The 21,543-nt window shown below is 63.8% G+C and carries 21 protein-coding genes and 2 pseudogenes; 10 read left to right on the top strand and 13 right to left on the bottom strand.

What is annotated here, in order from left to right:
• Nucleotides 1-3: 3 nt before the first annotated feature.
• Nucleotides 4-1,308, bottom strand: a complete 1,305-nt coding sequence (locus FJ527_RS19930; protein ID WP_140823930.1) for an amidase — start codon at nucleotides 1,306-1,308, stop codon at nucleotides 4-6.
• A gap of 115 nt (nucleotides 1,309-1,423) precedes the next feature.
• Here FJ527_RS19930 and FJ527_RS19935 point away from each other — a divergent pair, with 115 nt between their 5' ends.
• Complete coding sequence (locus FJ527_RS19935) at nucleotides 1,424-1,771, top strand: GFA family protein (RefSeq protein ID WP_015315637.1); 348 nt, start codon at nucleotides 1,424-1,426, stop codon at nucleotides 1,769-1,771.
• A 38-nt stretch (nucleotides 1,772-1,809) separates the two neighbouring features.
• Here FJ527_RS19935 and FJ527_RS19940 read toward each other — a convergent pair.
• A pseudogene (locus FJ527_RS19940) lies at nucleotides 1,810-2,037 on the bottom strand (MFS transporter); the annotation flags it as partial.
• Between FJ527_RS19940 and FJ527_RS29640 the strand changes: the two are divergent.
• Nucleotides 2,028-2,253 (top strand): annotated as a pseudogene (locus FJ527_RS29640) (hypothetical protein); the annotation flags it as partial. The pseudogenes FJ527_RS19940 and FJ527_RS29640 sit on opposite strands and share 10 nt — an antisense overlap.
• A gap of 7 nt (nucleotides 2,254-2,260) precedes the next feature.
• On the opposite strand, the gene FJ527_RS19950 reads toward FJ527_RS29640, so the two are convergent.
• The 7 genes from FJ527_RS19950 to FJ527_RS19980 all read right to left on the bottom strand — a co-directional run bounded on the left by FJ527_RS19950 (nucleotide 2,261) and on the right by FJ527_RS19980 (nucleotide 8,984).
• Nucleotides 2,261-3,364 carry an ABC transporter ATP-binding protein gene (locus FJ527_RS19950; protein ID WP_140823931.1) on the bottom strand — a complete coding sequence of 368 codons (1,104 nt, stop codon included), beginning with the start codon at nucleotides 3,362-3,364 and terminating at the stop codon, nucleotides 2,261-2,263.
• Nucleotides 3,364-4,467 carry an ABC transporter ATP-binding protein gene (locus FJ527_RS19955; protein ID WP_140823932.1) on the bottom strand — a complete coding sequence of 368 codons (1,104 nt, stop codon included), beginning with the start codon at nucleotides 4,465-4,467 and terminating at the stop codon, nucleotides 3,364-3,366. Before FJ527_RS19955 ends, FJ527_RS19950 begins: the two co-directional genes overlap by 1 nt.
• Nucleotides 4,464-4,694 carry a hypothetical protein gene (locus FJ527_RS19960; protein ID WP_015315634.1) on the bottom strand — a complete coding sequence of 77 codons (231 nt, stop codon included), beginning with the start codon at nucleotides 4,692-4,694 and terminating at the stop codon, nucleotides 4,464-4,466. The genes FJ527_RS19955 and FJ527_RS19960 overlap by 4 nt, the downstream gene beginning before the upstream one ends.
• Nucleotides 4,691-5,650, bottom strand: coding sequence for a carbohydrate ABC transporter permease (locus FJ527_RS19965; RefSeq protein WP_140618971.1), 960 nt, complete (start codon nucleotides 5,648-5,650; stop codon nucleotides 4,691-4,693). Before FJ527_RS19965 ends, FJ527_RS19960 begins: the two co-directional genes overlap by 4 nt.
• A 1-nt stretch (nucleotide 5,651) precedes the next feature.
• A complete protein-coding gene (locus FJ527_RS19970; protein ID WP_015315632.1) occupies nucleotides 5,652-6,557 on the bottom strand; it encodes a sugar ABC transporter permease in 906 nt (301 codons plus the stop codon).
• A 69-nt stretch (nucleotides 6,558-6,626) separates the two neighbouring features.
• A complete protein-coding gene (locus FJ527_RS19975; RefSeq protein WP_015315631.1) occupies nucleotides 6,627-7,943 on the bottom strand; it encodes an ABC transporter substrate-binding protein in 1,317 nt (438 codons plus the stop codon).
• 360 nt (nucleotides 7,944-8,303) lie between these two features.
• Nucleotides 8,304-8,984, bottom strand: coding sequence for a TetR/AcrR family transcriptional regulator (locus FJ527_RS19980; RefSeq protein ID WP_140823933.1), 681 nt, complete (start codon nucleotides 8,982-8,984; stop codon nucleotides 8,304-8,306).
• 139 nt (nucleotides 8,985-9,123) lie between these two features.
• Between FJ527_RS19980 and FJ527_RS19985 the strand changes: the two genes are divergently transcribed.
• The 3 genes from FJ527_RS19985 to FJ527_RS19995 are packed head-to-tail and all read left to right on the top strand — an operon-like array spanning nucleotide 9,124 to nucleotide 11,609.
• Nucleotides 9,124-10,320, top strand: coding sequence for a Tm-1-like ATP-binding domain-containing protein (locus FJ527_RS19985; protein ID WP_140823934.1), 1,197 nt, complete (start codon nucleotides 9,124-9,126; stop codon nucleotides 10,318-10,320).
• A gap of 9 nt (nucleotides 10,321-10,329) precedes the next feature.
• Complete coding sequence (locus FJ527_RS19990; protein ID WP_015315628.1) at nucleotides 10,330-11,187, top strand: phosphoenolpyruvate hydrolase family protein; 858 nt, start codon at nucleotides 10,330-10,332, stop codon at nucleotides 11,185-11,187.
• Between the two features lie 5 nt (nucleotides 11,188-11,192).
• Entirely contained in the window at nucleotides 11,193-11,609 is a 417-nt protein-coding gene (locus FJ527_RS19995) for a cupin domain-containing protein (protein ID WP_140823935.1), read from the top strand.
• A gap of 67 nt (nucleotides 11,610-11,676) precedes the next feature.
• On the opposite strand, the gene FJ527_RS20000 is transcribed toward FJ527_RS19995, so the two are convergent.
• Complete coding sequence (locus FJ527_RS20000) at nucleotides 11,677-12,867, bottom strand: Xaa-Pro peptidase family protein (protein ID WP_140618981.1); 1,191 nt, start codon at nucleotides 12,865-12,867, stop codon at nucleotides 11,677-11,679.
• A 367-nt stretch (nucleotides 12,868-13,234) separates the two neighbouring features.
• On the opposite strand from FJ527_RS20000, the gene FJ527_RS20005 reads away from it, so the two are divergent.
• The 5 genes from FJ527_RS20005 (at nucleotide 13,235) to FJ527_RS20025 (ending at nucleotide 18,454) form a co-directional block, all read left to right on the top strand.
• Nucleotides 13,235-14,845: an ABC transporter substrate-binding protein gene (locus FJ527_RS20005; RefSeq protein WP_140618983.1), complete on the top strand. Its 1,611-nt coding sequence runs from the start codon at nucleotides 13,235-13,237 to the stop codon at nucleotides 14,843-14,845.
• 144 nt (nucleotides 14,846-14,989) lie between these two features.
• Nucleotides 14,990-15,976 carry an ABC transporter permease gene (locus FJ527_RS20010; protein ID WP_140787802.1) on the top strand — a complete coding sequence of 329 codons (987 nt, stop codon included), beginning with the start codon at nucleotides 14,990-14,992 and terminating at the stop codon, nucleotides 15,974-15,976.
• Complete coding sequence (locus tag FJ527_RS20015) at nucleotides 15,973-16,803, top strand: ABC transporter permease (RefSeq protein WP_015315623.1); 831 nt, start codon at nucleotides 15,973-15,975, stop codon at nucleotides 16,801-16,803. Before FJ527_RS20010 ends, FJ527_RS20015 begins: the two co-directional genes overlap by 4 nt.
• Nucleotides 16,800-17,681 (top strand): ABC transporter ATP-binding protein, encoded by an 882-nt coding sequence (locus tag FJ527_RS20020; protein ID WP_181166411.1) that lies wholly within the window; start codon nucleotides 16,800-16,802, stop codon nucleotides 17,679-17,681. The genes FJ527_RS20015 and FJ527_RS20020 overlap by 4 nt, the downstream gene beginning before the upstream one ends.
• A complete protein-coding gene (locus FJ527_RS20025) occupies nucleotides 17,678-18,454 on the top strand; it encodes an ATP-binding cassette domain-containing protein (protein ID WP_140823936.1) in 777 nt (258 codons plus the stop codon). The genes FJ527_RS20020 and FJ527_RS20025 overlap by 4 nt, the downstream gene beginning before the upstream one ends.
• A gap of 36 nt (nucleotides 18,455-18,490) precedes the next feature.
• Here the strand turns inward: FJ527_RS20025 and FJ527_RS20030 are convergent, their stop codons facing one another.
• The 3 genes from FJ527_RS20030 to FJ527_RS20040 form a co-directional block, all read right to left on the bottom strand.
• Entirely contained in the window at nucleotides 18,491-19,246 is a 756-nt protein-coding gene (locus FJ527_RS20030; RefSeq protein WP_140618990.1) for an ATP-binding cassette domain-containing protein, read from the bottom strand.
• Nucleotides 19,239-20,300, bottom strand: coding sequence for a ribose ABC transporter (locus FJ527_RS20035; RefSeq protein WP_140618992.1), 1,062 nt, complete (start codon nucleotides 20,298-20,300; stop codon nucleotides 19,239-19,241). The genes FJ527_RS20030 and FJ527_RS20035 overlap by 8 nt, the downstream gene beginning before the upstream one ends.
• A gap of 99 nt (nucleotides 20,301-20,399) precedes the next feature.
• Nucleotides 20,400-21,377, bottom strand: a complete 978-nt coding sequence (locus tag FJ527_RS20040) for an ABC transporter substrate-binding protein (protein WP_015315618.1) — start codon at nucleotides 21,375-21,377, stop codon at nucleotides 20,400-20,402.
• Nucleotides 21,378-21,543: the final 166 nt, after the last annotated feature.

Genomic DNA, 21,543 nt, shown 5'->3' on the forward strand with positions numbered 1-21,543 from the left:
GACTCACTGCCGATCAACCCCCAGCAGCCTCTCCACCGACACGGCGATCCGCAGCAGATGCCGATCATGGCCGTTGCGCGCCACGAGCATCAGCCCTATTGGCAGCGATGGCCCCGGCATCGGCAACGAGATCGCGCAAAGGTCGAACTGGTTGGCGACCTGGGTGTTGCGCAGCAGCAGGCCTTCGATGCGGTCACGCAACTCGGCATCCTCGGCCATGGAAGCGATGGCCGGCGCCATCACCGGCGTGGCTGGCAGCGCCAGCACGTCAACCGATGCCAGCCGCTCATCCATGGCGGCGGCCAGCGCGGTACGGCGGCGGAGCGCCCTGATATAGACCGGCGTCGGCAGCAGCGCCGCCCGCGACAATGGCCCGCTGACATGCGGGTCGACCGGCACGGATGCGCCTGTCGCCAGCCAGTCGGCATGCACTTCCGCGCCCTCCATCGCCGCGATCGATCCGCGCCTGGTGGCCGCGCGCAGATCCGCGATCATGTCGTCGATCGACAGATCCGTAATGTGTGCGCCAGCCTGTTCGATCTTGCCAAGACAATACTCGAAGGCGGATCCAACCTCGCCTTCCGTGTCGCCGAAAAGAACGCCGCGCGGAATGCCGATGCGAAGCCCGGCGAGTGGAATGGCCACCAACTCCTTCGGCGCTTCGCCGGCCATCACCGCGTCGGCGGCGGCGCATATCGAGACGGTTCGGGCAAGCGGTCCGACCGAGTCCAAAGTGCCCGAAAGCGGAAAGGTGCCAAAGAGCGGGACGCGCCGTGCAGTCGGCTTGAAACCGACGACGCCGTTGAGCGCCGCCGGAATGCGGATCGAGCCGCCGGTGTCGGAGCCGATCGAGATGTCGCTCGTCCCCTCGCCCACGGACACGCCGGCGCCCGAGGACGACCCGCCTGGAATGCGGCTGGCATCAACGGCGTTGCCTGGCGTGCCGTAATGCATGTTGTCACCGATCGCGGTGAAGGCGAACTCGGTCATGTTGGTCTTGCCGATGACGACCGCACCGGCTTGCCGAAGCCGGCTGACGATGGCGGCGTCGCGCTGTGCCGGCGCGGCGGTCTTGCGCATCAGCGACCCGGCCGTGGTCGGCTCGCCGGCGACATCGAACAGGTCCTTTATCGAGACAATGGTGCCGTCGAGCGGGCCGAGTGTCACGCCCACTCTTTTGCGGGCATCGCTGGCGTCAGCCGCGACCCGCGCCGCTTCGGCATAGAGCTTCGTAAAGACCTTCTCGTCCGCCGCACGGTTGGCAAGACGTGACAGGATGATTTCGAGGCGGTCGCGGATTGGTTGCATGTTGGTGTCGGACTCCGCCAGGATGGAACGTCTTTAAGGCAAGCAGCCGTTGGGACTGCAGAAGGGATAACCCGGCCAGCGTGCCTTTGCACCTGCCAGCGACAGGAAGATACTGATGCTGTACAAAGGCAGCTGCCATTGCGGCAAGGTTGCGTTCGAGGTGGAGGGCGAACTTGAGGGCGTCGTGCGCTGCAATTGCTCGATCTGCGCCCGCAAGGGTGCGCTGCTATGGGCCGTGCCACACGACAAGCTTACGCTCGTCGCCTGGGGCGATGACCTCGGCCGCTACACATTCGGCGAAACGAAGATAGCGCACCGCTTCTGCCGAACCTGCGGCATCCATCCTTTTGCCGAGGACACCAGCGAAGGCGGCGAACGCAGCGCCTACATCAACATCAATTGCGTCATCGGTCCCGACCCGTCCACCTTGTCGATCTTCGAGTTCGACGGGCGGGCCGTCTAAGCTTCCCATCATCCCCTATCGGTGGCCGTTGCGAGAGACTATTCGGCCTGTGGGCCGCGCAGGAACACCACGATGGCCGCCAGCAGCGTCGCGGCGCCGCAATAGGCAAACGCGCTGCCGACACCGGCATGGTCGACCAGCAGCCCGCCGAAGACGGCGCCCATCGCAATCGCTCCCTGGAAGGTCGCCACCATCAGGCCACCGGCGCTTGCAGCCTGGTCGGGCGCTGCCCGCACCAGCCAGCTCTGCAGCTCTACCGGCACGCTTGGGACCACTGTGGGGCGAAAGGGCCAAAGGCGCTGCCGGAACCTTGCTGAAAGTCCCCGGCAACTGGCGGTGAGGCGACCAAAATCGAACTGCCACCTGGCTCCTACTGGACCCAGAAGACCAATGAGATGCATGACGACGCCTGCCTCTCGGAGACGGAATGCGTGATCCTGCTGATCAACGACACGCCTTACGAGACCTACCTGCCGAAATAGCCGCGCCCTATGATGCGTGCCGCAGGCTGACACCACTGCCCTTGTCGAACAGCACCACCTTGTCGGGATTCCAGGCAAAGCGCACCGGTTGCTCGATCGCGACATCGGTCCTGGCCGGCACCGTGGCGCGAAGCGTTGTATCGCCGACCCGCAGCGTCAGGATCTTTTCCACGCCATGGTTCTCGACGTCGTGGACACGCGCCTCGACCGGTGCGCCGCTTTCCAGATAGACATCCTCCGGACGGATGCCGAAGACGAGCGGGCGACCGTCGGTCGCCGCACTCGCCCCACCCCCCGTAAAAATTTTGCCCGCCCCCGCGAAGGGCAGCTCGAAATTCAATGGCGCCATCACCGCGCGGCCGTTCACCAGCCTGCCGTCGATGAGGTTCATCGGCGGCGAGCCGACGAAGCTCGCCACATAGGTGTCGCGCGGATTGTTGTAGATCTCGTGCGGCGTGCCGGTCTGGATGATGCGGCCATGGTTGAGCACGCCGACCTTGTCGCCCATCGACATCGCCTCGATCTGGTCGTGGGTCACGAACAGGAAGGTGGCGCCAAGCTGTATCTGCAGGTTCTTCAACTCGGTGCGGAGCGCCTCGCGCAATTTGGCGTCGAGCGCCGACAGCGGCTCGTCCATCAGGAACACGCGCGGCTTGCGCACGATGGCACGGCCGATGGAGACGCGCTGCATCTCGCCGCCGGACAGGCGGTCGGTCTTGCGGTCGAGCAGGTGCTCGATCCGCAGCGTGCGGGCGGCGCGGTCGACGCGGTCCTTGATCTCGGCATCCGGCAGCCGGCGGATCTTCGGCTTCAGCGGAAATTCGAGGTTTTCGCGCACCGTGTAGCGCGGGTAGAGCGAATATTGCTGCAGCACCAGCGCCACGTCGCGCTCGGCCGCGCCCCAGTCGGCGACGTCGACGCCATCGATGAAGACCTGCCCCTCGCTCGGCTTCTCCAGGCCGGCGATCAGCCGCAGCGTCGTCGTCTTGCCGGCGCCCGTCTCGCCGAGCAGGACAAAGAATTCGCCATCGGCGATGTCGAGGTCGAGCCCGGTCAAGGCCGTGTGGTTGCCGAAAGTCTTGGAGATGTTCTTGAGCTGGATATGGGCCATCAGAGCCTCACCTCAAGCGACTTGCCGCTTGCCTTGTCGAAGAAATGCGCCTGGGTCGGATCGATTCGGGCAAACACCTTCTCGCCCGGTCCGGCAACGAAGCCGCTCTTGGTGCGGGCCCGCAGCATTTTCGAGCCAACCTTGAGGTCGACGATGTCGAAGGAGCCGAGCGGTTCGACGATCTGCGTCTCGACGGCCATGAAGCCATCGGCCGCGTCACGACGAATGAGGACGCCTTCCGGCCGGATGCCAAGTGCGAGTTGGCCGCTGGCGTGGCCGTTGAGTTTCGACAGCAGCGCCTGCGGAAACTCGAAGCCGGAAGCCGCGCCACCAACGGTGACCGAGGCCGATGACGTTGTTTCGGCAACCGCCGCGTCGGCGACATTCATCACCGGGCTGCCGACGAATTGGGCCACGAACAGATTGGCCGGCCGCGAATAGACCTCGTCGGGCGTTCCCACTTGCTGCAGCACGCCCTCATGCATGATGACGATACGATCCGCGAGGCTCATCGCCTCGATCTGGTCGTGCGTGACATAGATAGTGGTCGAGCCCTGCTTGATATGCAGCCGCTTGATCTCGGCTCGCATCTCCTCGCGCAATTTGGCGTCGAGCGCGCCGATCGGCTCATCCATCAGCATCGCCTTCGGCCGCCGCACCAGCGCCCGGCCGATCGCAACGCGCTGCATGTCGCCGCCCGAAAGCGCCGACGGCTTCTTGGCCAGCAGATCCGTTATCTGCAGCGTCTTGGCGACCGAGCGCACTTCCTGGTCGATCTCGCTTTTGCTCTTGCGCGTGGCGCGCAACGGAAAGGCGATGTTCTCGTAGACGCTCATATGCGGGTAGAGCGAGAATGACTGGAACACCATGGCGATGTCGCGGTCGGCGGCCTTCAGATGCTGGACCGGCTTGCCGTCGATGAGGATGTCGCCCTCGTCGACGGTTTCCAGTCCGGCGATGGCGCGCAACGTCGTCGTCTTGCCGCAACCGGACTGGCCGAGCAGCACGATGAACTCATTGTCCGCGATCTTGAGGTTGAGGTCCTTGATGACCTGGACGGTACCGAAGAATTTCTGGACGCCGCGAAGCTCGATCTGGGTCAATGCTGTGCTCCCGGATTTCGCGCGTCCCCGGCATGACCGGTGCCGGCCTGTTCCTCGGGTGCGATCTTCGAGGTGATGTTGAAGCCGATCAGCCCGATCAGGATGATGGTCAGGCCGTAGGTGTGCAGGGTCATGTTCCAGGGCTGGCAGAGGGCCACGATGCCGAGCACCATGAGTATCTGCGAACCCGGTTCCAGATATTTCTGATTGATGGCGCGAAAGCTCATTTGCGGATCGCTCCGAAGGACATGCCGCGCAGCAGATGGTTGCGGAGCAGGAAGGTGAAGATGGCGACCGGCAGCAGGAACAGGAAGGTGCCGGCGGCTATCACCGTCCAGTCCGGCAGGCCCGAGCCGACCTGGCTCGGGATGAACGGCGGCGCCGTCTGGGCGCGGCGGTTGGTCATGATCAGCGCGAAGGCGTATTCGTTCCACGCCGTGATGAAGCAGAAGACGGCGGTGGCGGCGATACCGGTGGCGGCCTCCGGCAGCACGATCTTGAAGAAGGCTTCCATGCGTGTATAGCCGTCCACCAGTGCCGCCTCCTCATATTCCTTCGGGATTTCATCCATGAAACCCTTCATCAGCCACACCGAAAAGGACAGGTTGAAGGCGGTGTAGAGAATGATCAGCCCGACGTGGGTATCGTTGAGGCCGACCGCGCGGTACATCAGGAACATCGGGATCGCGACCACCACCGGTGGCAGCATGCGTGTCGACAGGATGAAGAAGAGCAGGTCCGCCTCCCCCTTTACCCTGAAGCGCGAGAAGCCATAGGCGGTGAACGTGCCCATGCCGACGGCCAGCACCGTCGAGGTGATGGCGATGATCAGCGAGTTCAGGAAGCGGCTCGGATAGCCCGACCACTGCACCTGGCCCTTGCCGTCGCGCACGATCTTTTCGCCACCGTCGAAGACGACGCGCTCCCACCATGGGGCCGCCGCGTACTCTTCCGGCGACGGCGGACTGCGCAATTGAGAGCGCTTGGTAAACAGCTTCACGAACGGCGATATCTCTGGCTGGAAGACGACGGTCGGCGGAATGGTGGTGGCAAGATTGCGCGGCTTGAACGCCGTCGAGGCGATCCAGTAGATCGGCGCCAGGAAGATGATCGTCACCAGCAGCACGGCGACTATGGCGACGCGGTTGAAGGTGATTTCGGAAGAAGTGCGGACGGCGGCCATCTCAGCGCTCCTTCACCTTGTTGAGATATTTGACGTAGATGTTGGTGATCGCCAGCACCATGATCAGCACGATATAGGCCATCGCGCAGGAGCGCCCGGTCTGCCATTCCTGGAACGCCATCTTGTAGAGCCGGATCGAGATCAGCTCCGCCGTCGGCTGGCTGGTCAGGATGTAGGCGAGATCGAAGGTCTTGAAGGCTTCCATGGTGCGGAAGATGACGGCGATCATCAGGATCGGCGCGACCAGCGGCAGGGTGATGCGGAAGAACGTGTAGAACGGCCCGGCGCGGTCGATCGCGGCGGCCTCATAGAGATGCTTCGGCACCGCCGACAGCCCGGCCAGCGACAGCAGCATGACGAAGGGCGACCACATCCAGATGTCGGTCAACGCAACGGCGTAGAGCGCCATCTTGGGGTCGGCCAGCCACTCGAAATTGCCGAGCCCGAGCGCATAGTTGATAACCCCCCATGACGGATCGTAAAGCAGTTTCCAGAACAGCCCGACCACCGCCATCGACAGCATCATCGGCAGCAGCAGCAGCGTGGTGATAAGACCCTTGAGCGGAATGTCCCGGTTGAGCAGCATCGCCACGCCGAAGCCGACAAGCAGCTGTCCGACGACCGAGACAATCACGTATTTCGCCGTGATGGCGAAGTTCGACCACACATAGGGGTCGTTGAGCAGGTCGCGATAATTCTGCAGCCCGACGAAATTCGCCGGCGCATTGGTCGATGCGCGGAAGTCGGTGAACGAATAGCCGAGCGAATAGATCAGCGGAAAAATGTTAAAGACGATCAGGAACAGAACCGTCGGGATGATGAAGAGATTGCGGATGGAGATATCGCTTAGGCCGCGTGCCGCGGCGCGCGAGGATCTGTCGAGGGTGGTGATCATCGTGGTCGCCAAGACCCTGCTCCCGGTTCAAGAAAAAGAAACGGAGGAGGCGACATCGCCCCCTCCGCGGGACATGAAGGATTATTGGACGCGGCCGTATTTCTTGAAGGTCGCGTTCCAGTCTCCCGCCAATGCGTCCAGCGTTTCCTTGGCGGTGCCGCTGCCGCCGATCATGTAGGGGTAGACGCGCTGGTTGAGCTGCTGCAGCAGTTCTGCGTATTCCGGCACCGCCCAGAAGTCCTTCACCTTGAACATGGTCTCGTAGAAGGCCTTGTTGTAGGGCGTGGCGTTCTGGAACTCAGGCGACTTGAGCACCGCCTGGCTGCAGGTATAGCCGCCAAGGGCCGCCCACTTCTTCTGAGTCTCGTCCTTGATGAACCATTCGAGGAACTTCATCGCCTCGTCCTGCTTCTTCGAGTACGAGATGACGGAGATGCCTTGCCCGCCGAGCGCGGCGAACTGGTCGCCATTTGGGCCGGGAGGGTTGGCGAAGAAGCCGGTGTTCTTGGCATTCGGGTTCGACGCCTCGTTGATCAGCGAGGGGAAGAACGCGAAGAAGTTCATGCTCATCGCGGCCAGGTTTTCCGTGATTGCCTGGTTGTCCTCGACGAAGAACGATTTGGCCCAGCCCGGAGGCGTGAACTTGTAGAGCTCCTTGTAGGCATCGAGCGCGGCCACTGCCTTGTCGGAGTTGATGTGACCGTCGACCTTGTAGGTCGTGTAGTCGCCCAGCTCACCGCCATAGGAGAACAGCGCGTTCTCGAAGCCCATCGCCATCGCGTCGTAGGAATTGTCGGTGTAGATGGCGATGCCGTATCTCTTCTGATCCGGCCGGTGGAAGAACTCGGCGATGTCGCGCAGCGCCTTGAAATCCTTCGGCACGTCGAGGTCGTAGCCGTATTTGGCCTTGAAGGCTTCCTTTTCCTTGGGATCCTCGAACCAATCCTTGCGATAGGACCAGCCGACGGCGTCGCCCTCAAGCGGGATCGCCCAGTATTTACCGCTGTTGCCGGGATACTCGGCATAATATTTCACCGTCGCCGGTGCCATGACGTTGCCGAGATCATGCTTCTTGAAGAAGTCGGTCAGGTCGACGTAGTGGCCGCCGGTGGAGCCGGCGCCGAGCCACTGCGAGTCGCCGACGACCAGGTCATAGGCGTCGCCATGGGCGTTGAACTCGGTAAAGGCCTTGGTCTGGAAGTCGGACCAGGGCGTGGTCTCCACCGTGATCTTGACGCCGGTTTCCTTCTCGTACTCGTTGCCGAGTTCCTGCAGGTAATTGGCCGGATCCCATTCCGCCCAGAAGATGGTGAGCGACTTTTCCTGCGCGTAGACGGACGTTCCGCAGGCAAGCGTTAAGCCGATACCAGCAAGCATGCTGGTCACTAACTTGCGCATAATGATTTCCTCCCTTGTGCGCATTCTACCTTGTCGTACGAGCCGGCGACGGAGCCGGCCCTGGTAGTTCCTCCCGTGGTCGCGCTTTTCCGAATTCGGAGCCTCCTCGCTCTGTCCGGAAATGGATCGCAGCCCTCACCTTCGATCCGCTTATCTTCCTTGATCTGGTATTACCAATCCTGCGGCGACGTCAAGTCCTTTCTTGAAAGCGAGGCTGGGCCGTTACTGTCGAATTGAAGCTTTATCTGCCTGTTTTCCCATGATTTTCCTACTGTATGATATACATTGACCTTGCCCCACGAGCGCATTTTGGGCTAGGATCAGCGGCATGCAGGTAAATCTGGTCGAACCAGATTGGCGCTATTTCGCCGCTCCTGAAGCAGACCCATCCCCACCATAAGCCGACTCCGAGATTGCCGCGCGCACCAGCGCACTCGCCGCCCATTGCGCCACCGACATCATCCGGCGGCTGTCCAGCCCCCATATATCCTTGAGCACGATCAGCACCTCCACGCCGAAGATCAGCGACAGCGCCTGCGCCAGCCGCTTGAAGTCGCGCGGCGGCAAGCGATCCTTGAGCGGCGTGAGCGCCTCCTTCAGCAATTCGACGCGATGGCCGCGCGTGAAGGCCGGCTCTCCGCCCAGCGTGCCCGCCTGGCGCCGCGCCCATTGATCGAGCGACAGCTTCAAAGCAGCCTTGAATGTCGCCTCGAAGGCCTCGATGCGCGGCATGGCCGTATCGAACAGTTCGGTGACGCGGCGCTCGGCATCGGCGGCGGTGGACTTCCAGGTCAAGATTGGCCCCAGCCCCTCGTCGACGACGGCCTGCACCAGGGCTGCCTGGCTGGGGAAGTAACGGTAGGCCGTGGCCCGGGAGACCTCGGCTGCCTCCGCCACCTCGCTGACCGAAGGCGTCGCACCCGCCTGCATCAGCCGCGTGGCCGTCTCCAGCATCAGCCGCTTCGTCCGCGCCCGCGGTCCGCGCTCGGCTCTCTCCCCGGCGTTGTCGTCCGTAGCGGGTTGTTGACGTGAGACATCCATGCCAATACGATACGCGCGTCTCAAAAATTTGCAATGGCAGCCCTTTTCCTGGAGTGGCCACGTTGACGCTCTACGGCGCACAAAGCTTTCATCTGATGAGCATCACCACCTTCGAACCAACCAGCAGAGGGAGGCGCGGATGAAGCGCATCCATGTGGTGGGCACCGCCGACACCAAGGGCGAGGAACTCGCCTTCCTGGCCGATGCGATCGCCGCGACGGGTGCCGTCGTCTGCCGTGTCGATGTCGGCACGCGAGGCGCGACCGTGCCGGTCGACGTCTCGGCTGAAGAGGTCGCCGCCCATCATCCCGATGGCCGCGGTGCGGTGCTCGGCATCGACGACCGCGGCAGATCGGTTGCGGCAATGGCTGGGGCCTTCACGCGCTTTGTCCAGTCCCGCGACGACATATCGGGCATCATCGGCATTGGCGGCGGCGGGGGCACTTCGATCATCGCAGCGGGTATGCGCGCGCTGCCGCTCGGTCTGCCCAAGCTCATGGTCTCGACGCTGGCCTCGGGCGACACCGCCCCCTATGTGGACGTGTCCGACATCATCATGATGCCATCGGTGACCGACATGGCCGGCCTCAACCGGCTGTCTCGTGTCGTGCTGCACAACGCCGCCCAGGCGATAGCGGGCATGGCGGTCAATCCGGCGCCTGCGGCGGACGGCAAGGCCTCGATCGGCCTCACCATGTTCGGCGTCACCACGCCTTGCGTGACGGCAATCGCCGAACACCTCCGCTCGACATATGATTGTATGGTCTTCCACGCCACCGGCACCGGCGGCCGCAGCATGGAGAAGCTGGCCGACAGCGGCCTGCTGTCGGGTGTCATCGACATCACCACGACGGAGGTCTGCGACCTGCTGTTTGGCGGCGTGCTGCCGGCGACGCAGGATCGTTTCGGTGCCATCGCCCGCACCAAGCTGCCCTATGTCGGCTCGGTCGGCGCGCTCGACATGGTCAATTTCTGGGCGCCATCGACCATTCCGGAGCATCATCGCGGCCGGCTGTTCTATGAGCACAATCCGAACGTCACGCTGATGCGCACGACCGCGCGGGAATGCCGCGCGATCGGCGAATGGATCGGCACAAGGCTCGCCCGCTGCGAAGGCCCGGTGCACTTCCTGATCCCGGAAAAAGGCGTTTCCGCGCTCGACATCGAAGGCGGCGCCTTCTTCGATCCGGAAGCCGACGCAGCTCTGTTCGAAGCCGTCGAGCGCACCATCAGGCCGGGTGCGACGCGCCGCGTCACCCGCCTGCCGCTGCACATCAACGATCCGGACTTTGCCAAGGCGGCGGTCGCGGCCTTTCTCGACATCGCCAGACAGTGAGACCCAGACATGCCAGCCATACCGCGCAAGGACATACTGAAAAAGTTCCGGGGGATGATCGACAAAGGCGTGCCGATCGTCGGTGGCGGCGCCGGCACCGGCCTGTCGGCCAAGGCCGAGGAGGCCGGCGGCATCGACCTCATCATCATCTACAATTCCGGCCGCTACCGCATGGCTGGTCGCGGCTCGGCCGCCGGCCTGCTCGCCTATGGCAACGCCAACGAGATCGTCAAGGAGATGGCCTATGAGGTGCTGCCGGTGGTTAAGAAGACGCCGGTGCTGGCCGGCGTCAACGGCACCGATCCCTTCGTCATCATGCCGCTGCTGCTGGCGGAACTGAAGACGATGGGCTTTTCCGGCGTTCAGAACTTTCCCACCATCGGCCTGTTCGACGGCCAGATGCGGCAGAGTTTCGAAGAGACCGGCATGGGCTTCGGCCTAGAGGTGGACATGATCGCCGAGGCACACAAGCTCGACCTCCTGACCACGCCCTATGTCTTCAACCCCGAAGAAGCACGCGCCATGACCAAGGCGGGCGCCGATGTCGTCGTCGCCCATATGGGCGTGACCACCGGCGGCTCGATCGGCGCCACCTCGGCCAAGTCGCTCGACGACTGCGTCATTGCCATCGACGCCATTGCCGAGGCGGCGCGCTCGGTGCGCAACGATGTCATCCTGCTTTGCCATGGCGGCCCGATCTCGATGCCCGACGACGCCCGCTACATCCTCTCCCACGCCAAGGGCCTGCACGGCTTTTATGGCGCGAGCTCGATGGAACGGCTGCCGGCGGAAGCCGCGATCGCCGGGCAGACGGCGGATTTCAAGGCGGTGACGCTCGGCGCCGCCGCAAAGAACAAGAAGGGATGAGAGAGATGACCGACAGGAGCAAGGTGTTTGTCTACCCGAAGGACGTCAGCGCCTTCGGCTTCGACTGGGGAAAACTGTCTTTGACGGTGGCACCTGAAGTGAACGGCGCGACCCGCTTTTCCGGCGGCGTCGTCGACCTGCCCTCAGGCAAGGGCCATACCCGCCACAACCATCCGGGCGCGGAAGAGATTATCTTCGTCATCTCGGGCCATGGCGAGCAGATGGTCGAGGATGAGAAGGGCAATCCAGTGGTGGAGAAGGTCGGCCCCGGCTGCACCATTTACGTGCCGGAAAGCCGCTTCCATTCGACGCTCAACACCGGCGACGGGCCCATGCAGCTGTTCGTCGTCTATTCGCCGGCCGGGCCGGAACTGGGCCTGCGCGAACTGCCGGATTTCAGGCTAATCCCGGCGGGCAGTTGATCAATCTATTCTACTAGAGGCAGCGCCGCCCCGAAGGGCGGATGAGGGGCAGCGCCTGCCTCCAAAATTAGGCCGTCCCACCCCTATTCCATCCCCGGCCCCGATCGCCAAACATCACGTACCCGCTCTCGGTCACCGCCAGCGTATCCTCCAGCTTGATGAAGCCGCGCGTCGGGTGAAGCATGGTGGTCTCCACCGACAGCACCATGTTTTTCTCCAGCGGCTTGGCCGCATAGGTGCCTTCATAAGTCACTGGGTGGTTGGTCATCAGGAACGGCGCCTCGTGCGTGATCAGGCCCATGCCGTGGGCGAAGAAATCCGTATAGGGCGCGACCTTGGATGTCTTCAGCACACTCTCCGCATGAGAAATCATGTCGCCGCCAAGCGTGCCCGCCTTCACCTTCGAGAAGGCCGCCTGCTGCACCGTCTCGACCTCGGCCAGCAGATCCTCGAGCTCGGCATCGGGTTCGCCCAGAATGCCCATCCTGCAGAGATCGCCAATATAACCGTGATAATTGCCGCCGGAATCGATCGACAGCACCTCGCCCTTCTTCCACGCTTGCGGGGAGGTGGCGCGATTGTGGCTGGAGCCCAGCGTGAGCAGGCAATATTCGAAATGCGCACCGCGATTGGTCTCTTCGCGCCTGATCTGCTCGATCATCTCGGCCTTGGTCGTGCCCTCGCGCGCCCAGGCGATGGTCGCCAGCATGGAATCGGTGATCAGCTCGGAGGCCGTGCGCAGCTTCTCCAACTCCGCGTCGGTCTTGATGGCACGCATGCGTTCCAGCATGTCAGTCGCATCGATCAGCTTCGCGTCGGGCAATGCCTTGCGGATCAGCGCATAGGCGTCCGACGGCAGGAAACCGGGCTCGATACCGATGCGGGCATCGCCCTTGCCGATCTTCCTGACATGCTCGACGGCAAGATTGGCGGCGTCGAGGGTACCCCAGCAGGCAGCATGCAGCGTCGGCGTCCAGAACGGGTGGTTCTGGTGCTCGCCGCCTTCCATGCGGTTGCCGATATAGGCTGCATGATCCGGCCCGCCCTTCTCGTAGACCACGATCGGCAAATAGCGGCTGTGGCCGATCGCATCCATGGCGGCGAAGAAGATGAACTTGTAGCCGCCCAGCAGATACTGCGTGTTGTGCTTGGAGGTCGCGAGCAGCACGTCGATGCCGGCCTCCTCCATCAGCCGGTCGACCCTGGCCTGCTCGAACGGGATATCGCTGACGGCACTCTTGCCCGGCGCAATGTTCATCACTCTCTCCCAGAATTGCCCGGGATCGGCGCTGTTTCGCACCCGATCCGCCGGCTCGCGGTCAAATCTGCACCATTTTTCTCGCTCTGGTCCAGCCAGAATGTTTACGAACACAGCGCCAGGGCGGTCACCAAAGCGTCATTTGTCCACATATCCGGAAATCTGGTCCTACCAGCCAACCGAATTGACTGGACTTGTGCTAAACTGGTCCAGCGGACGGAAATTTCAAAGCCAAGCAGGGATGCGCCAATTCCGTCTCTGGCGAAACCCTCGGCAAGGCCCATAATCCCCGCCGCAAGGCTGCCGATGCGCGCGCCGGCGTTCGAGGCCGCGCCCGGTCGGGTGGAGGAGAGGACGGAGTTCGATCATGTCAGGTTTCACCATTTCCAGACGCACCGTGCTTACCGGGTCGGCAATGCTGCTGGCGTCCACCGCCATGCCGGCCCTGGGCTGGACGCAGACGCCAAAGAAGGGCGGACGGCTCGTGCTTGCCGCCGATTCCGAGCCGCGCAATCTCAACCCGGCGATCGTCGCCTCCAACGGCGTTTTCTTCATCTCCAGCAAGATCGTCGAGACGCTGGCCGAAGCCTCCTTCGACGGCAAGGACGGGCTCGCGCCTCGGCTGGCGGTGAGCTGGGAAGGTGCCGCCGACGGTCTCTCGGCGACCTTCAAGCTGCGCGAAGGAGTCAAATGGCATGACGGCAAGCCGTTCACCTCGGCCGACGTCGCCTTCTCGGCGCTGCAGATATGGAAGCCGCTGCAGAATCTCGGCCGCACCGTGTTCAAGGATCTCAGCACGGTCGACACGCCAGACGATCTGACCGCCGTGTTCAAATTCGCCAAGCCGACGCCGTTCCAGCTAATCCGCAACGCCTTGCCGGCGCTGTCGAGCGTGGTTCCGAAGCACATCTACGAAGTCGGCAAGATCGAGGACAACCCCGCCAACAACGCACCGATCGGTACGGGTCCGTTCAAGTTCGGCGAGTATAAGGCCGGCCAGTACTACCGGCTGACGAAGAACGCCGACTACTGGGGCAAGGACGAGCCCTATCTTGACGAGATCATCTATCAGGTCCTGCCCGACCGTACCTCGGCCGCCGCCGCGCTGGAGGCCGAGGAAATCCAGCTCGCGGCTTTCTCGGCCGTGCCGCTGGCCGATCTCGACCGCATCTCCAAGGTTCCCGGCCTGAAGGTCATCACCAAGGGCTATGAGGGTCTGACCTACCAGCTCGTGGTCGAGATCAACCATCGCCGCAAGGAATTGGCCGACCTCAAGGTGCGCCAGGCCATCGCGCACGCCATCGACAAGGACTTCGTCGTCAAGACAGTGTTCCTCGGCTACGCCGCCACGGCCACCGGCCCGGTGCCGAAGAACGATCCGCAATTCTACACCGCCGACGTGCCGATCTATGCCTTCGACGTCGCCAAGGCCAACGCGCTGCTCGACGAAGCTGGTTATAAGAAAGGCGCCGACGGCAACCGCTTCTCGCTCAGGCTCTTGCCTGCCCCCTATTTCAATGAGACGAAACAGTTCGGCGACTACCTGCGCCAGGCGCTCGCGGCAATAGGCATCGACGCGCAGCTGGTCAACAACGACTCGGCCGCCCACATCAAGGCGGTCTATACCGACCACGCCTTCGACCTTGCGGTCGGTCCGCCGGTTTTCCGCGGCGACCCGGCGATCTCGACCACCATCCTGGTGCAGAGCGGCATTCCCGATGGCGTGCCGTTTTCCAATCAGGGCGGCTACAAGAATGACGCGCTCGACGCCCTGATCACCAAGGCCTCCGAAACGCTCGACACCACGGCGCGCACCGACCTCTACAAGGAGTTCCAGAAACAGGTCGCGGCCGACCTGCCGCTGATCAACGTCGCCGAATGGAGTTTTATCAGCGTCGCCAGTGACAAGGTCGGCAACATCGCCAACAACCCGCGCTGGGCGGTCTCGAACTGGGCGGACACATATTTGGAATCGTGACACACTCACGCGGATGAGAATTCGCGAGGAAAGCCGTCGGCAGCAGCCAATCCCCCTCCTTGAGGGGGAGATGTCCGGCAGGACAGAGGGGCGCGCCTGGGCTCGACATTTCGTTATGTCCCTTATCGCGCATTCGAGATCCGCATGAATCGCGCCCTCGTCCTCCTGCGCCGTCGCCTCGTCGGCAGCATCTTCGTGCTTTTGATCGTCGCCATCGGCACTTTCCTTTTGCTAGAAGCAGCGCCCGGCGATGCGGTCGACGCGTACATCGTCTCGACCGGCGGCGACGCCGGCATGATCGAGCTGTTGCGCCACCGCTGGGGCCTCGACCAGTCGGAGCTGACGCGGCTCGCCAACTACCTCTGGGCACTGCTGCATCTCGACCTTGGCCAGTCCGTCACTTTTTCCCGGCCGATCCGCGGTGTCATCCTCGAGCGCCTGCCGACCACGCTCATCCTGATGGTCAGCGCCACCGCGCTCTCCTTTGGCCTCGGCTCGGTGCTCGGCATCTATGCCGGCGCCAGGCCAGGCAGCTTCCGCGACCGTTTTCTCTCCGTCGCCTCGCTGGCTCTCTACGCGGTGCCCGGCTTCTGGCTCGGCCTGGTGCTGATCGTGATCTTTGCCGTCGACCTGCGCTGGCTGCCGATCGGCGGCGTCGAGACGCTGGCCTCGGACAAGACCGGTCTCGACCGCGGCGCCGACATCGCCATCCATCTGGTGCTGCCGGTTTGCGCACTCGGTTTCATCTATCTGGCGCTTTATCTGCGCATGATGCGCGCCGGCATGGCCGAGGCCTGGCGCCAGGATTTTGTGCTGGCCGCCCGCGCCCGGGGGTTGTCGCGCCGCCGCATCGTGCTTGCTCATGTCGCCCGAAATGCGCTGCTGCCGCTGGTCACCATGCTCGGCCTGCAGTCGGCGCAGATGCTGGGCGGCAGCGTGGTCATCGAGAGCGTCTTTGCCGTGCCCGGCCTTGGTCGGCTGGCGCAGGAAGCGGTCGCCGCGCGCGACACGCCGCTGCTGCTCGGCATCATTCTTACCAGCGCCGTCCTGGTCATCGTCATCAATCTTGTCGTCGACATCGCCTACGCGTTCCTTGACCCGCGCGTCGGCGCCAGCGGGGCCGGTGCATGAGCCGTCTGCGCCGCTTTCTGCGCACGCCCGAGGCGGCCGCCGGTGCCATCATCCTGGCGGCGCTTTTCGCGATGGCGCTGTCGGCCTCGCTGCTGTTTCCCGGCGACCCGCAAGCCATTGCTGGCGCGGCGTTGCTGCCGCCTTTCCAGGACTGGTCGCTGCCGCTCGGCACCGACCGGCTCGGCCGGGACGTGTTGGCCGAGCTGTTTCATGGCGCCCGTACCTCGCTGGCCGTCGGTCTGGCCGCGGCGGCCGCGGCACTCGCTTTCGGCGCGGTGATCGGCACGCTGGCCGGCTTCGCCGGCGGCCTGATCGACGAGGTGCTGATGCGCGTCACCGATGCTTTCCAGACCGTGCCGGGCTTCCTGCTGGCACTGGCCTTTGTCAGCGTGGTTGGGCCCTCGCTCGGCGTCGTCGTCGTCGCAATAGCGCTCGGCACCTGGACGGGGCCGGCGCGGGTCGCCCGCGCGGAAGTCCTCTCCATTCGCGAACGCGACTATGTCGCCAGTGCCCGTGTCATTGGCATGCATCCCCTGGAAATCGCCTTTCGCGAGGTGCTGCCCAATGCCTTGCCGCCGATCTTGGCGATGTCGTCGGTGATCGTCGCCGCCGCGATCCTCACCGAAGCAGCCCTGTCTTTCCTTGGTCTTGGCGACCCCAACCGGGTCACCTGGGGTGGCATGATCGCGGAAGGTCGCGCTGTCTTGCGCACCGCGCCGTTCCTCTCGATCGTCCCGGGCATTGCGCTGGTGCTGACGGTGCTCGGCGTCTATCTCGCCGGCGAAGGCATCGTCGAGACGACGGCCGTGCGCAGGGGCCTGTCGTGACGGGACTGGCGTCGATCCGAGATCTGACGGTGACCTACCGCCGTGATGGCAGCGAGGTCGCCGCGCTGAAGAATATTATTCTCGATATCCAGCCAGGCGAACGGCTGGCCATCATCGGTGAAAGCGGTTCGGGCAAGAGCACGCTGGCGCTGGCGATCGCGGGATTGTTGCCGGCGAGCGCCAGGATTGAGGGGAGTATCGACTGGTTCATGCGATCACCGCCAACGTTGGGGGCCAAGGCACCCCCCTCCGGCAGGATAGAGGGGGGTGGGAAGGATCGCCTATCTCTCAACCGTCACAATCAAGCCTCCCTTGGCGGCCGCGACATCGGCTTCGTCTTCCAGGATCCGTCCGCAAGCCTCGATCCGGTAATGGCAGTCGGCAAACAAATCGCCGAAGTCGCGCGCACGCATCTCGGCCTCACATGGGCCCAGGCATATGCCAAAGCCAAAACCCTTCTCGAACGCGTCCGCTTGCCCGACCCCGACTCCGCCCTGCACGCCTTCCCGCATCAGCTTTCCGGCGGCCAGAAGCAGCGCGTGGCGATTGCCGCCGCGATTGCCGCCGGGCCGAAACTGCTGATCGCCGACGAGGCGACCAGTGCGCTCGACACCATCGTGCAGGCCGAGATCGTCGCTTTGATTCGACGGCTTGTGGCCGAGGACGGCATGACGCTGCTGTTCATCAGCCATGACATTGCGCTCGCCGCCGAGCTTGCCGAACGCATCGCCGTGTTCCGCCACGGCCAGTTGGTGGAGTTTGGCAAGACCGAGCAGATTGTCGAAGCCCCGACGCAAGCCTATACCCGCGCGCTGCTCGACGCCCATGTCGACCTCGACGCCGAGCCGCTGCTGCACCGAAGCAGGCTGAATGCATGAGCCTGCTGACAGTGTCCAATCTCACCAAACGCTACAGTCGCGGCGGCAAGACCCTTGCTGCGGTGAGCGATGTCTCCTTTCATATCGAGCCCGGCGAAACGCTGGCGCTGGCAGGCCCTTCCGGCAGCGGCAAGTCGACCATCGCGCGGTTGGTGCTGCGCCTGATCGAGCCGGATGGCGGACGCATTGAATTCGAAGGCGATGATTTCCTGGCTCTGGGCGGCTCGGCACTTCGAGCCCGTCGCGCGCGACTGCAAATGGTGTTCCAGGATCCACTGGCCGCCTTCAACCCGCGCGCCACGGTGGCGCGCGTCCTCGATGACCCCTTGCGCATTCATGGCGTCGCCCCGCGCTCGGAGCGCCCGCGCCGCATCGCCGCCTTGCTGGAGCGGGTCGGCCTTGCGGCCGATCTCGCGCCCCGCGCAATCCATGAAATCTCCGGCGGTCAGCGGCAGCGTGTGGCGATTGCCCGCGCCATCGCCACCAAGCCGTCGCTGATCGTGCTTGACGAAGCGGTGTCGGCGCTCGATGTCTCGGTGCGCGGCCAGATCCTCGATCTCCTGCTCGACCTGCAGCGCGAGGAACGGATCGCCTGTCTCTTCATTTCGCATGATCTTGGCGTCGTCCGGGCGGTCGCCCACCGCGTCATCCTTCTCGATGCCGGGCGGATTGCCGAGAGCGGCGATGCCCGAACCGTCATCGACGCGCCGCGATCGGCCATCGGCAAGGCACTGGTGGCGGCTGCGCCTAGATTGAACAGAAACAGACCATGATCCGCTCTTCGAACAAGATCACACCGACAGGACGGCCTACCCTCCAACCATCAACCTGACGACCTCGTCATGGTTGGTCTCGGAAATTTTGCGCTCGCCGGCCTGGACGCCGCGGCGCAGCACGACGATGCGGTCCGAGACCGCGAAGATATCCTGCAGATTGTGCGAGATGAAGATCACGCCGCGTCCTTGCGCCTTGAGCTGGTGGATGAGCGAGATCACCTTGCGCTGTTCCGGCACGCCAAGTGCCGCGGTCGGTTCGTCCATGATGAGGATCTGCGCATCCCAGTAGACAGCGCGGCCGATGGCGACGGCTTGGCGTTGGCCGCCGGAGAAATTGCTGACCGGGGCGTTCATCCGGCTGACGTGGAAATCCAGCCGCTTCATCGTCTCCCTGGCCGCCTCGGCCATGGCCTTGCGGTCGAGCACCGGCAGGAAGCCGAACGCCTTGCGCATCGGTTCGCGGCCAAGGAAAATGTTGGCACCGATCGACAGATTGTCGGCGAGAGCCAGATCCTGGTAGATCGTCTCGATGCCTTTTTCGCGCGCCTCTTGCGGCGTCGCGAATGCCACCGGCTGGCCCCTGAGCAGGATTTCGCCGCCTGTCGGCTGGAACACGCCCGAGATCGCCTTGATCAGCGTCGTCTTGCCGGCACCATTGTCGCCGGCCAGCGCCACCACTTCGCCCGGCCGCACGGCCATGGAGAAATCGTTGAGCGCGCGCACGGCGCCGAAATGCTTGGACAGGTTGCGGACCTCGAGCAAGGGGGTGTTCTGGTCGGTGCTATTCATCCTGGCGGCCTCCACTGAACCGGCGCTGCGCCTGGTCTATGAGCACGGAAATGATGATGACGACGCCAACGGCGATGAACTGCCAGAACGGCTCGACATTGACGAAGACCAGCCCGTACTGGATGACCGCGATCACCAGCGCGCCGGCGACCGTGCCCAGGATGGTGCCGGAGCCACCGAACAGGCTGGCGCCGCCGATGACGACCGCCGCGACGCTGTCGAGCAGCAGCGGCTCGCCGGCTTGTGCCGCACCGGCCGTGAAGCGCGCCGCGTAGAGCGCCCCGCCAAGGCCGGCGCACATCGCCGACAGCACATAGAGCCGCAATATGTGGCCCCTGATGTCGATGCCGGCGCGCCGCGCCGCCTGCACATTGGCGCCGATGGCATAATTGTGCTGGCCGAACCGTGTCTGGCTGAGCAGATAATGCATCACGATGACGAACACGGCAGCGATCATGACCAGATAGGGCACGCCGTAGAACTTGCCATTACCGAGCAGCGCGAACCAGGAATTCTGAACCGGCACCGTCGTGCCGCCGGCAAGCAGGAAGGCAACGCCGCGCGCGACGCCGAACATGCCGAGCGTGCCGATGAACGGCGGCACCCTGAGGCGCGAGATGAGCAGGCCATTGATGATGCCGGGCAAGCCGGCGACGATCACCGCGGCGAGGATGCCCGCCAGCATGGCCAGCGGCAAGGGAATGGCGGCGCCCGCCATATTGGTGGCATGCGCGGCAACGACGGCGGCAAGCCCCATGATGAACCCCAGCGACAGATCGATGCCGCCCGAAATGATGACGAAGGTCTGTCCGGTCGCAAGCAGCAGCGGCGCTATGGCAAAGATTGCGATGGATTGCAGGTTGAACGGGTTGAGCACGAACGTCGCGCCGAAGGCGAACCTCGACCATACCTCGAAACAGATGATCAGACCGGCGAGGAACAACCAGGCGCGCCCTTCGGCGATGCGTCCGATCAGGGTCCTGGCCGGATCGCCATGATCGGCCTGGGGGGCGACATGCTTCTCGGCCGGCTGGGCTGGTGATGTCGAGGTCATGAATACTCCGCGGCGCGGCTGCGTTCAAACAGGCCCCGCCTTCGGGAACCCGGCACGAGCTCCCCCCGGCGGACCGGGAGGAGCCAAGCTCGTCTTGACCTACTCGGAGTAGAGGTACTTCGAGATGTTCGGGTCGGCGATGTTGGACTTGTCCATGATCGTGAAGCCGGTGCCGATCGTGACCGGGATTGAATGGCCGGTCAGGTGGGCATAGGCCGAGACGACGCCGAAGTAGCCGATCTCGGCGGGATGCTGGGCGATCGCCACGTCCACCAGGCCGGTGTTGATGTTGTCGACGATGCTGGTCGGTGCATCGAAGGCAACGACCTTGACGGTGCCGCTCTGCCCGGCCTGCTTGACGCCGTTGGCCGCACCCAGCGCGGAGAACAGATTGGCGCCGAACACGCCGACCAGATCGGGATTGCGCGCGAAGACGGCCTGCAGCTGCGAGGCCGCCTTGTTGGCGTCGTCGTCATTGAATTGGGTCTCCAGCACGGTGATGCCGGTATGCTTGGCCATTTCCTTCTTGAAGCCTTCTTCGCGCTGGTCGGTGGTCGAGATGCCGGGCTTGACGTTCGACACATAGACCTTGCCCTTGTCGCCGACGGCGGTGGCAAGCGCACGCGCGGCGATCTCGCCGCCCAGAACATTGTCAGAAGCAATGTAGGCCAGCGGGAAATCGGCATCGCCAGCACCCGTCTGGTAGACGCCGCTGCCGATGAAAGTATCGACTGTTATGACCGGAATGCCGGCGTCGTTGGCCTTGCGCAGCGGCTCGACCAGCTGGACCTTGTCGGTCGGCGCGATCAGGATCGCATCCGGCTTCTTGGCGATGACCGCGTCGAGCACCGGCACCTGGGTGACCGGGTTGAAGTCCGGAGCGCCCTGGAAGACCAGGTTCACGCCGAGCGCGTCGGCGGCCGCTTGGGCACCCTTGCGCATGGTGATGTAAAAGCCATCGGTCGTGAGGCCCGGAATGAGCGCAATGGTGTATTTTTTGTCCTGCGCCTGCGCGGGCGCCATCAGCACCGTTGCGCTGACGGCAAGCGCCGCGAGCGCGGCAACGATCTTCTTCATGACATCCTCCTCATTGTTGGCAGTTCTGCCGTTTTCGGTGACATTGGAATGGCCGTTATCCGCTCAGAGGCAGGATGCCGACGGCCGGAACGCCTGTTTGCCTTTCGCGGGCAGCTCCTCCCAAGCGCCCTCCAGTCTAAATATCAGCCGGCCGAGCCGACCGCAC

It is taken from the genome of Mesorhizobium sp. B2-4-18 (assembly GCF_006441385.1).
GTDB lineage: Bacteria > Pseudomonadota > Alphaproteobacteria > Rhizobiales > Rhizobiaceae > Mesorhizobium > Mesorhizobium australicum.

Bases quoted from the DNA above. Each gene is read 5' to 3' on its own strand.
- FJ527_RS19960 (WP_015315634.1), bottom strand. From the start codon at position 4,694: ATGAGCTTTCGCGCCATCAATCAGAAATATCTGGAACCGGGTTCGCAG.
- FJ527_RS19980 (WP_140823933.1), bottom strand. From the start codon at position 8,984: ATGGATGTCTCACGTCAACAACCCGCTACGGACGACAACGCCGGGGAG.
- FJ527_RS20005 (WP_140618983.1), top strand. From the start codon at position 13,235: ATGTCAGGTTTCACCATTTCCAGACGCACCGTGCTTACCGGGTCGGCA.
- FJ527_RS19930 (WP_140823930.1), bottom strand. From the start codon at position 1,308: ATGCAACCAATCCGCGACCGCCTCGAAATCATCCTGTCACGTCTTGCC.
- FJ527_RS20015 (WP_015315623.1), top strand. From the start codon at position 15,973: ATGAGCCGTCTGCGCCGCTTTCTGCGCACGCCCGAGGCGGCCGCCGGT.
- FJ527_RS19935 (WP_015315637.1), top strand. From the start codon at position 1,424: ATGCTGTACAAAGGCAGCTGCCATTGCGGCAAGGTTGCGTTCGAGGTG.
- FJ527_RS19950 (WP_140823931.1), bottom strand. From the start codon at position 3,364: ATGGCCCATATCCAGCTCAAGAACATCTCCAAGACTTTCGGCAACCAC.
- FJ527_RS19975 (WP_015315631.1), bottom strand. From the start codon at position 7,943: ATGCGCAAGTTAGTGACCAGCATGCTTGCTGGTATCGGCTTAACGCTT.
- FJ527_RS19965 (WP_140618971.1), bottom strand. From the start codon at position 5,650: ATGGCCGCCGTCCGCACTTCTTCCGAAATCACCTTCAACCGCGTCGCC.
- FJ527_RS20010 (WP_140787802.1), top strand. From the start codon at position 14,990: ATGAATCGCGCCCTCGTCCTCCTGCGCCGTCGCCTCGTCGGCAGCATC.
- FJ527_RS19985 (WP_140823934.1), top strand. From the start codon at position 9,124: ATGAAGCGCATCCATGTGGTGGGCACCGCCGACACCAAGGGCGAGGAA.
- FJ527_RS19995 (WP_140823935.1), top strand. From the start codon at position 11,193: ATGACCGACAGGAGCAAGGTGTTTGTCTACCCGAAGGACGTCAGCGCC.
- FJ527_RS19990 (WP_015315628.1), top strand. From the start codon at position 10,330: ATGCCAGCCATACCGCGCAAGGACATACTGAAAAAGTTCCGGGGGATG.
- FJ527_RS20030 (WP_140618990.1), bottom strand. From the start codon at position 19,246: ATGAATAGCACCGACCAGAACACCCCCTTGCTCGAGGTCCGCAACCTG.
- FJ527_RS20040 (WP_015315618.1), bottom strand. From the start codon at position 21,377: ATGAAGAAGATCGTTGCCGCGCTCGCGGCGCTTGCCGTCAGCGCAACG.
- FJ527_RS20000 (WP_140618981.1), bottom strand. From the start codon at position 12,867: ATGAACATTGCGCCGGGCAAGAGTGCCGTCAGCGATATCCCGTTCGAG.
- FJ527_RS20035 (WP_140618992.1), bottom strand. From the start codon at position 20,300: ATGACCTCGACATCACCAGCCCAGCCGGCCGAGAAGCATGTCGCCCCC.
- FJ527_RS20025 (WP_140823936.1), top strand. From the start codon at position 17,678: ATGAGCCTGCTGACAGTGTCCAATCTCACCAAACGCTACAGTCGCGGC.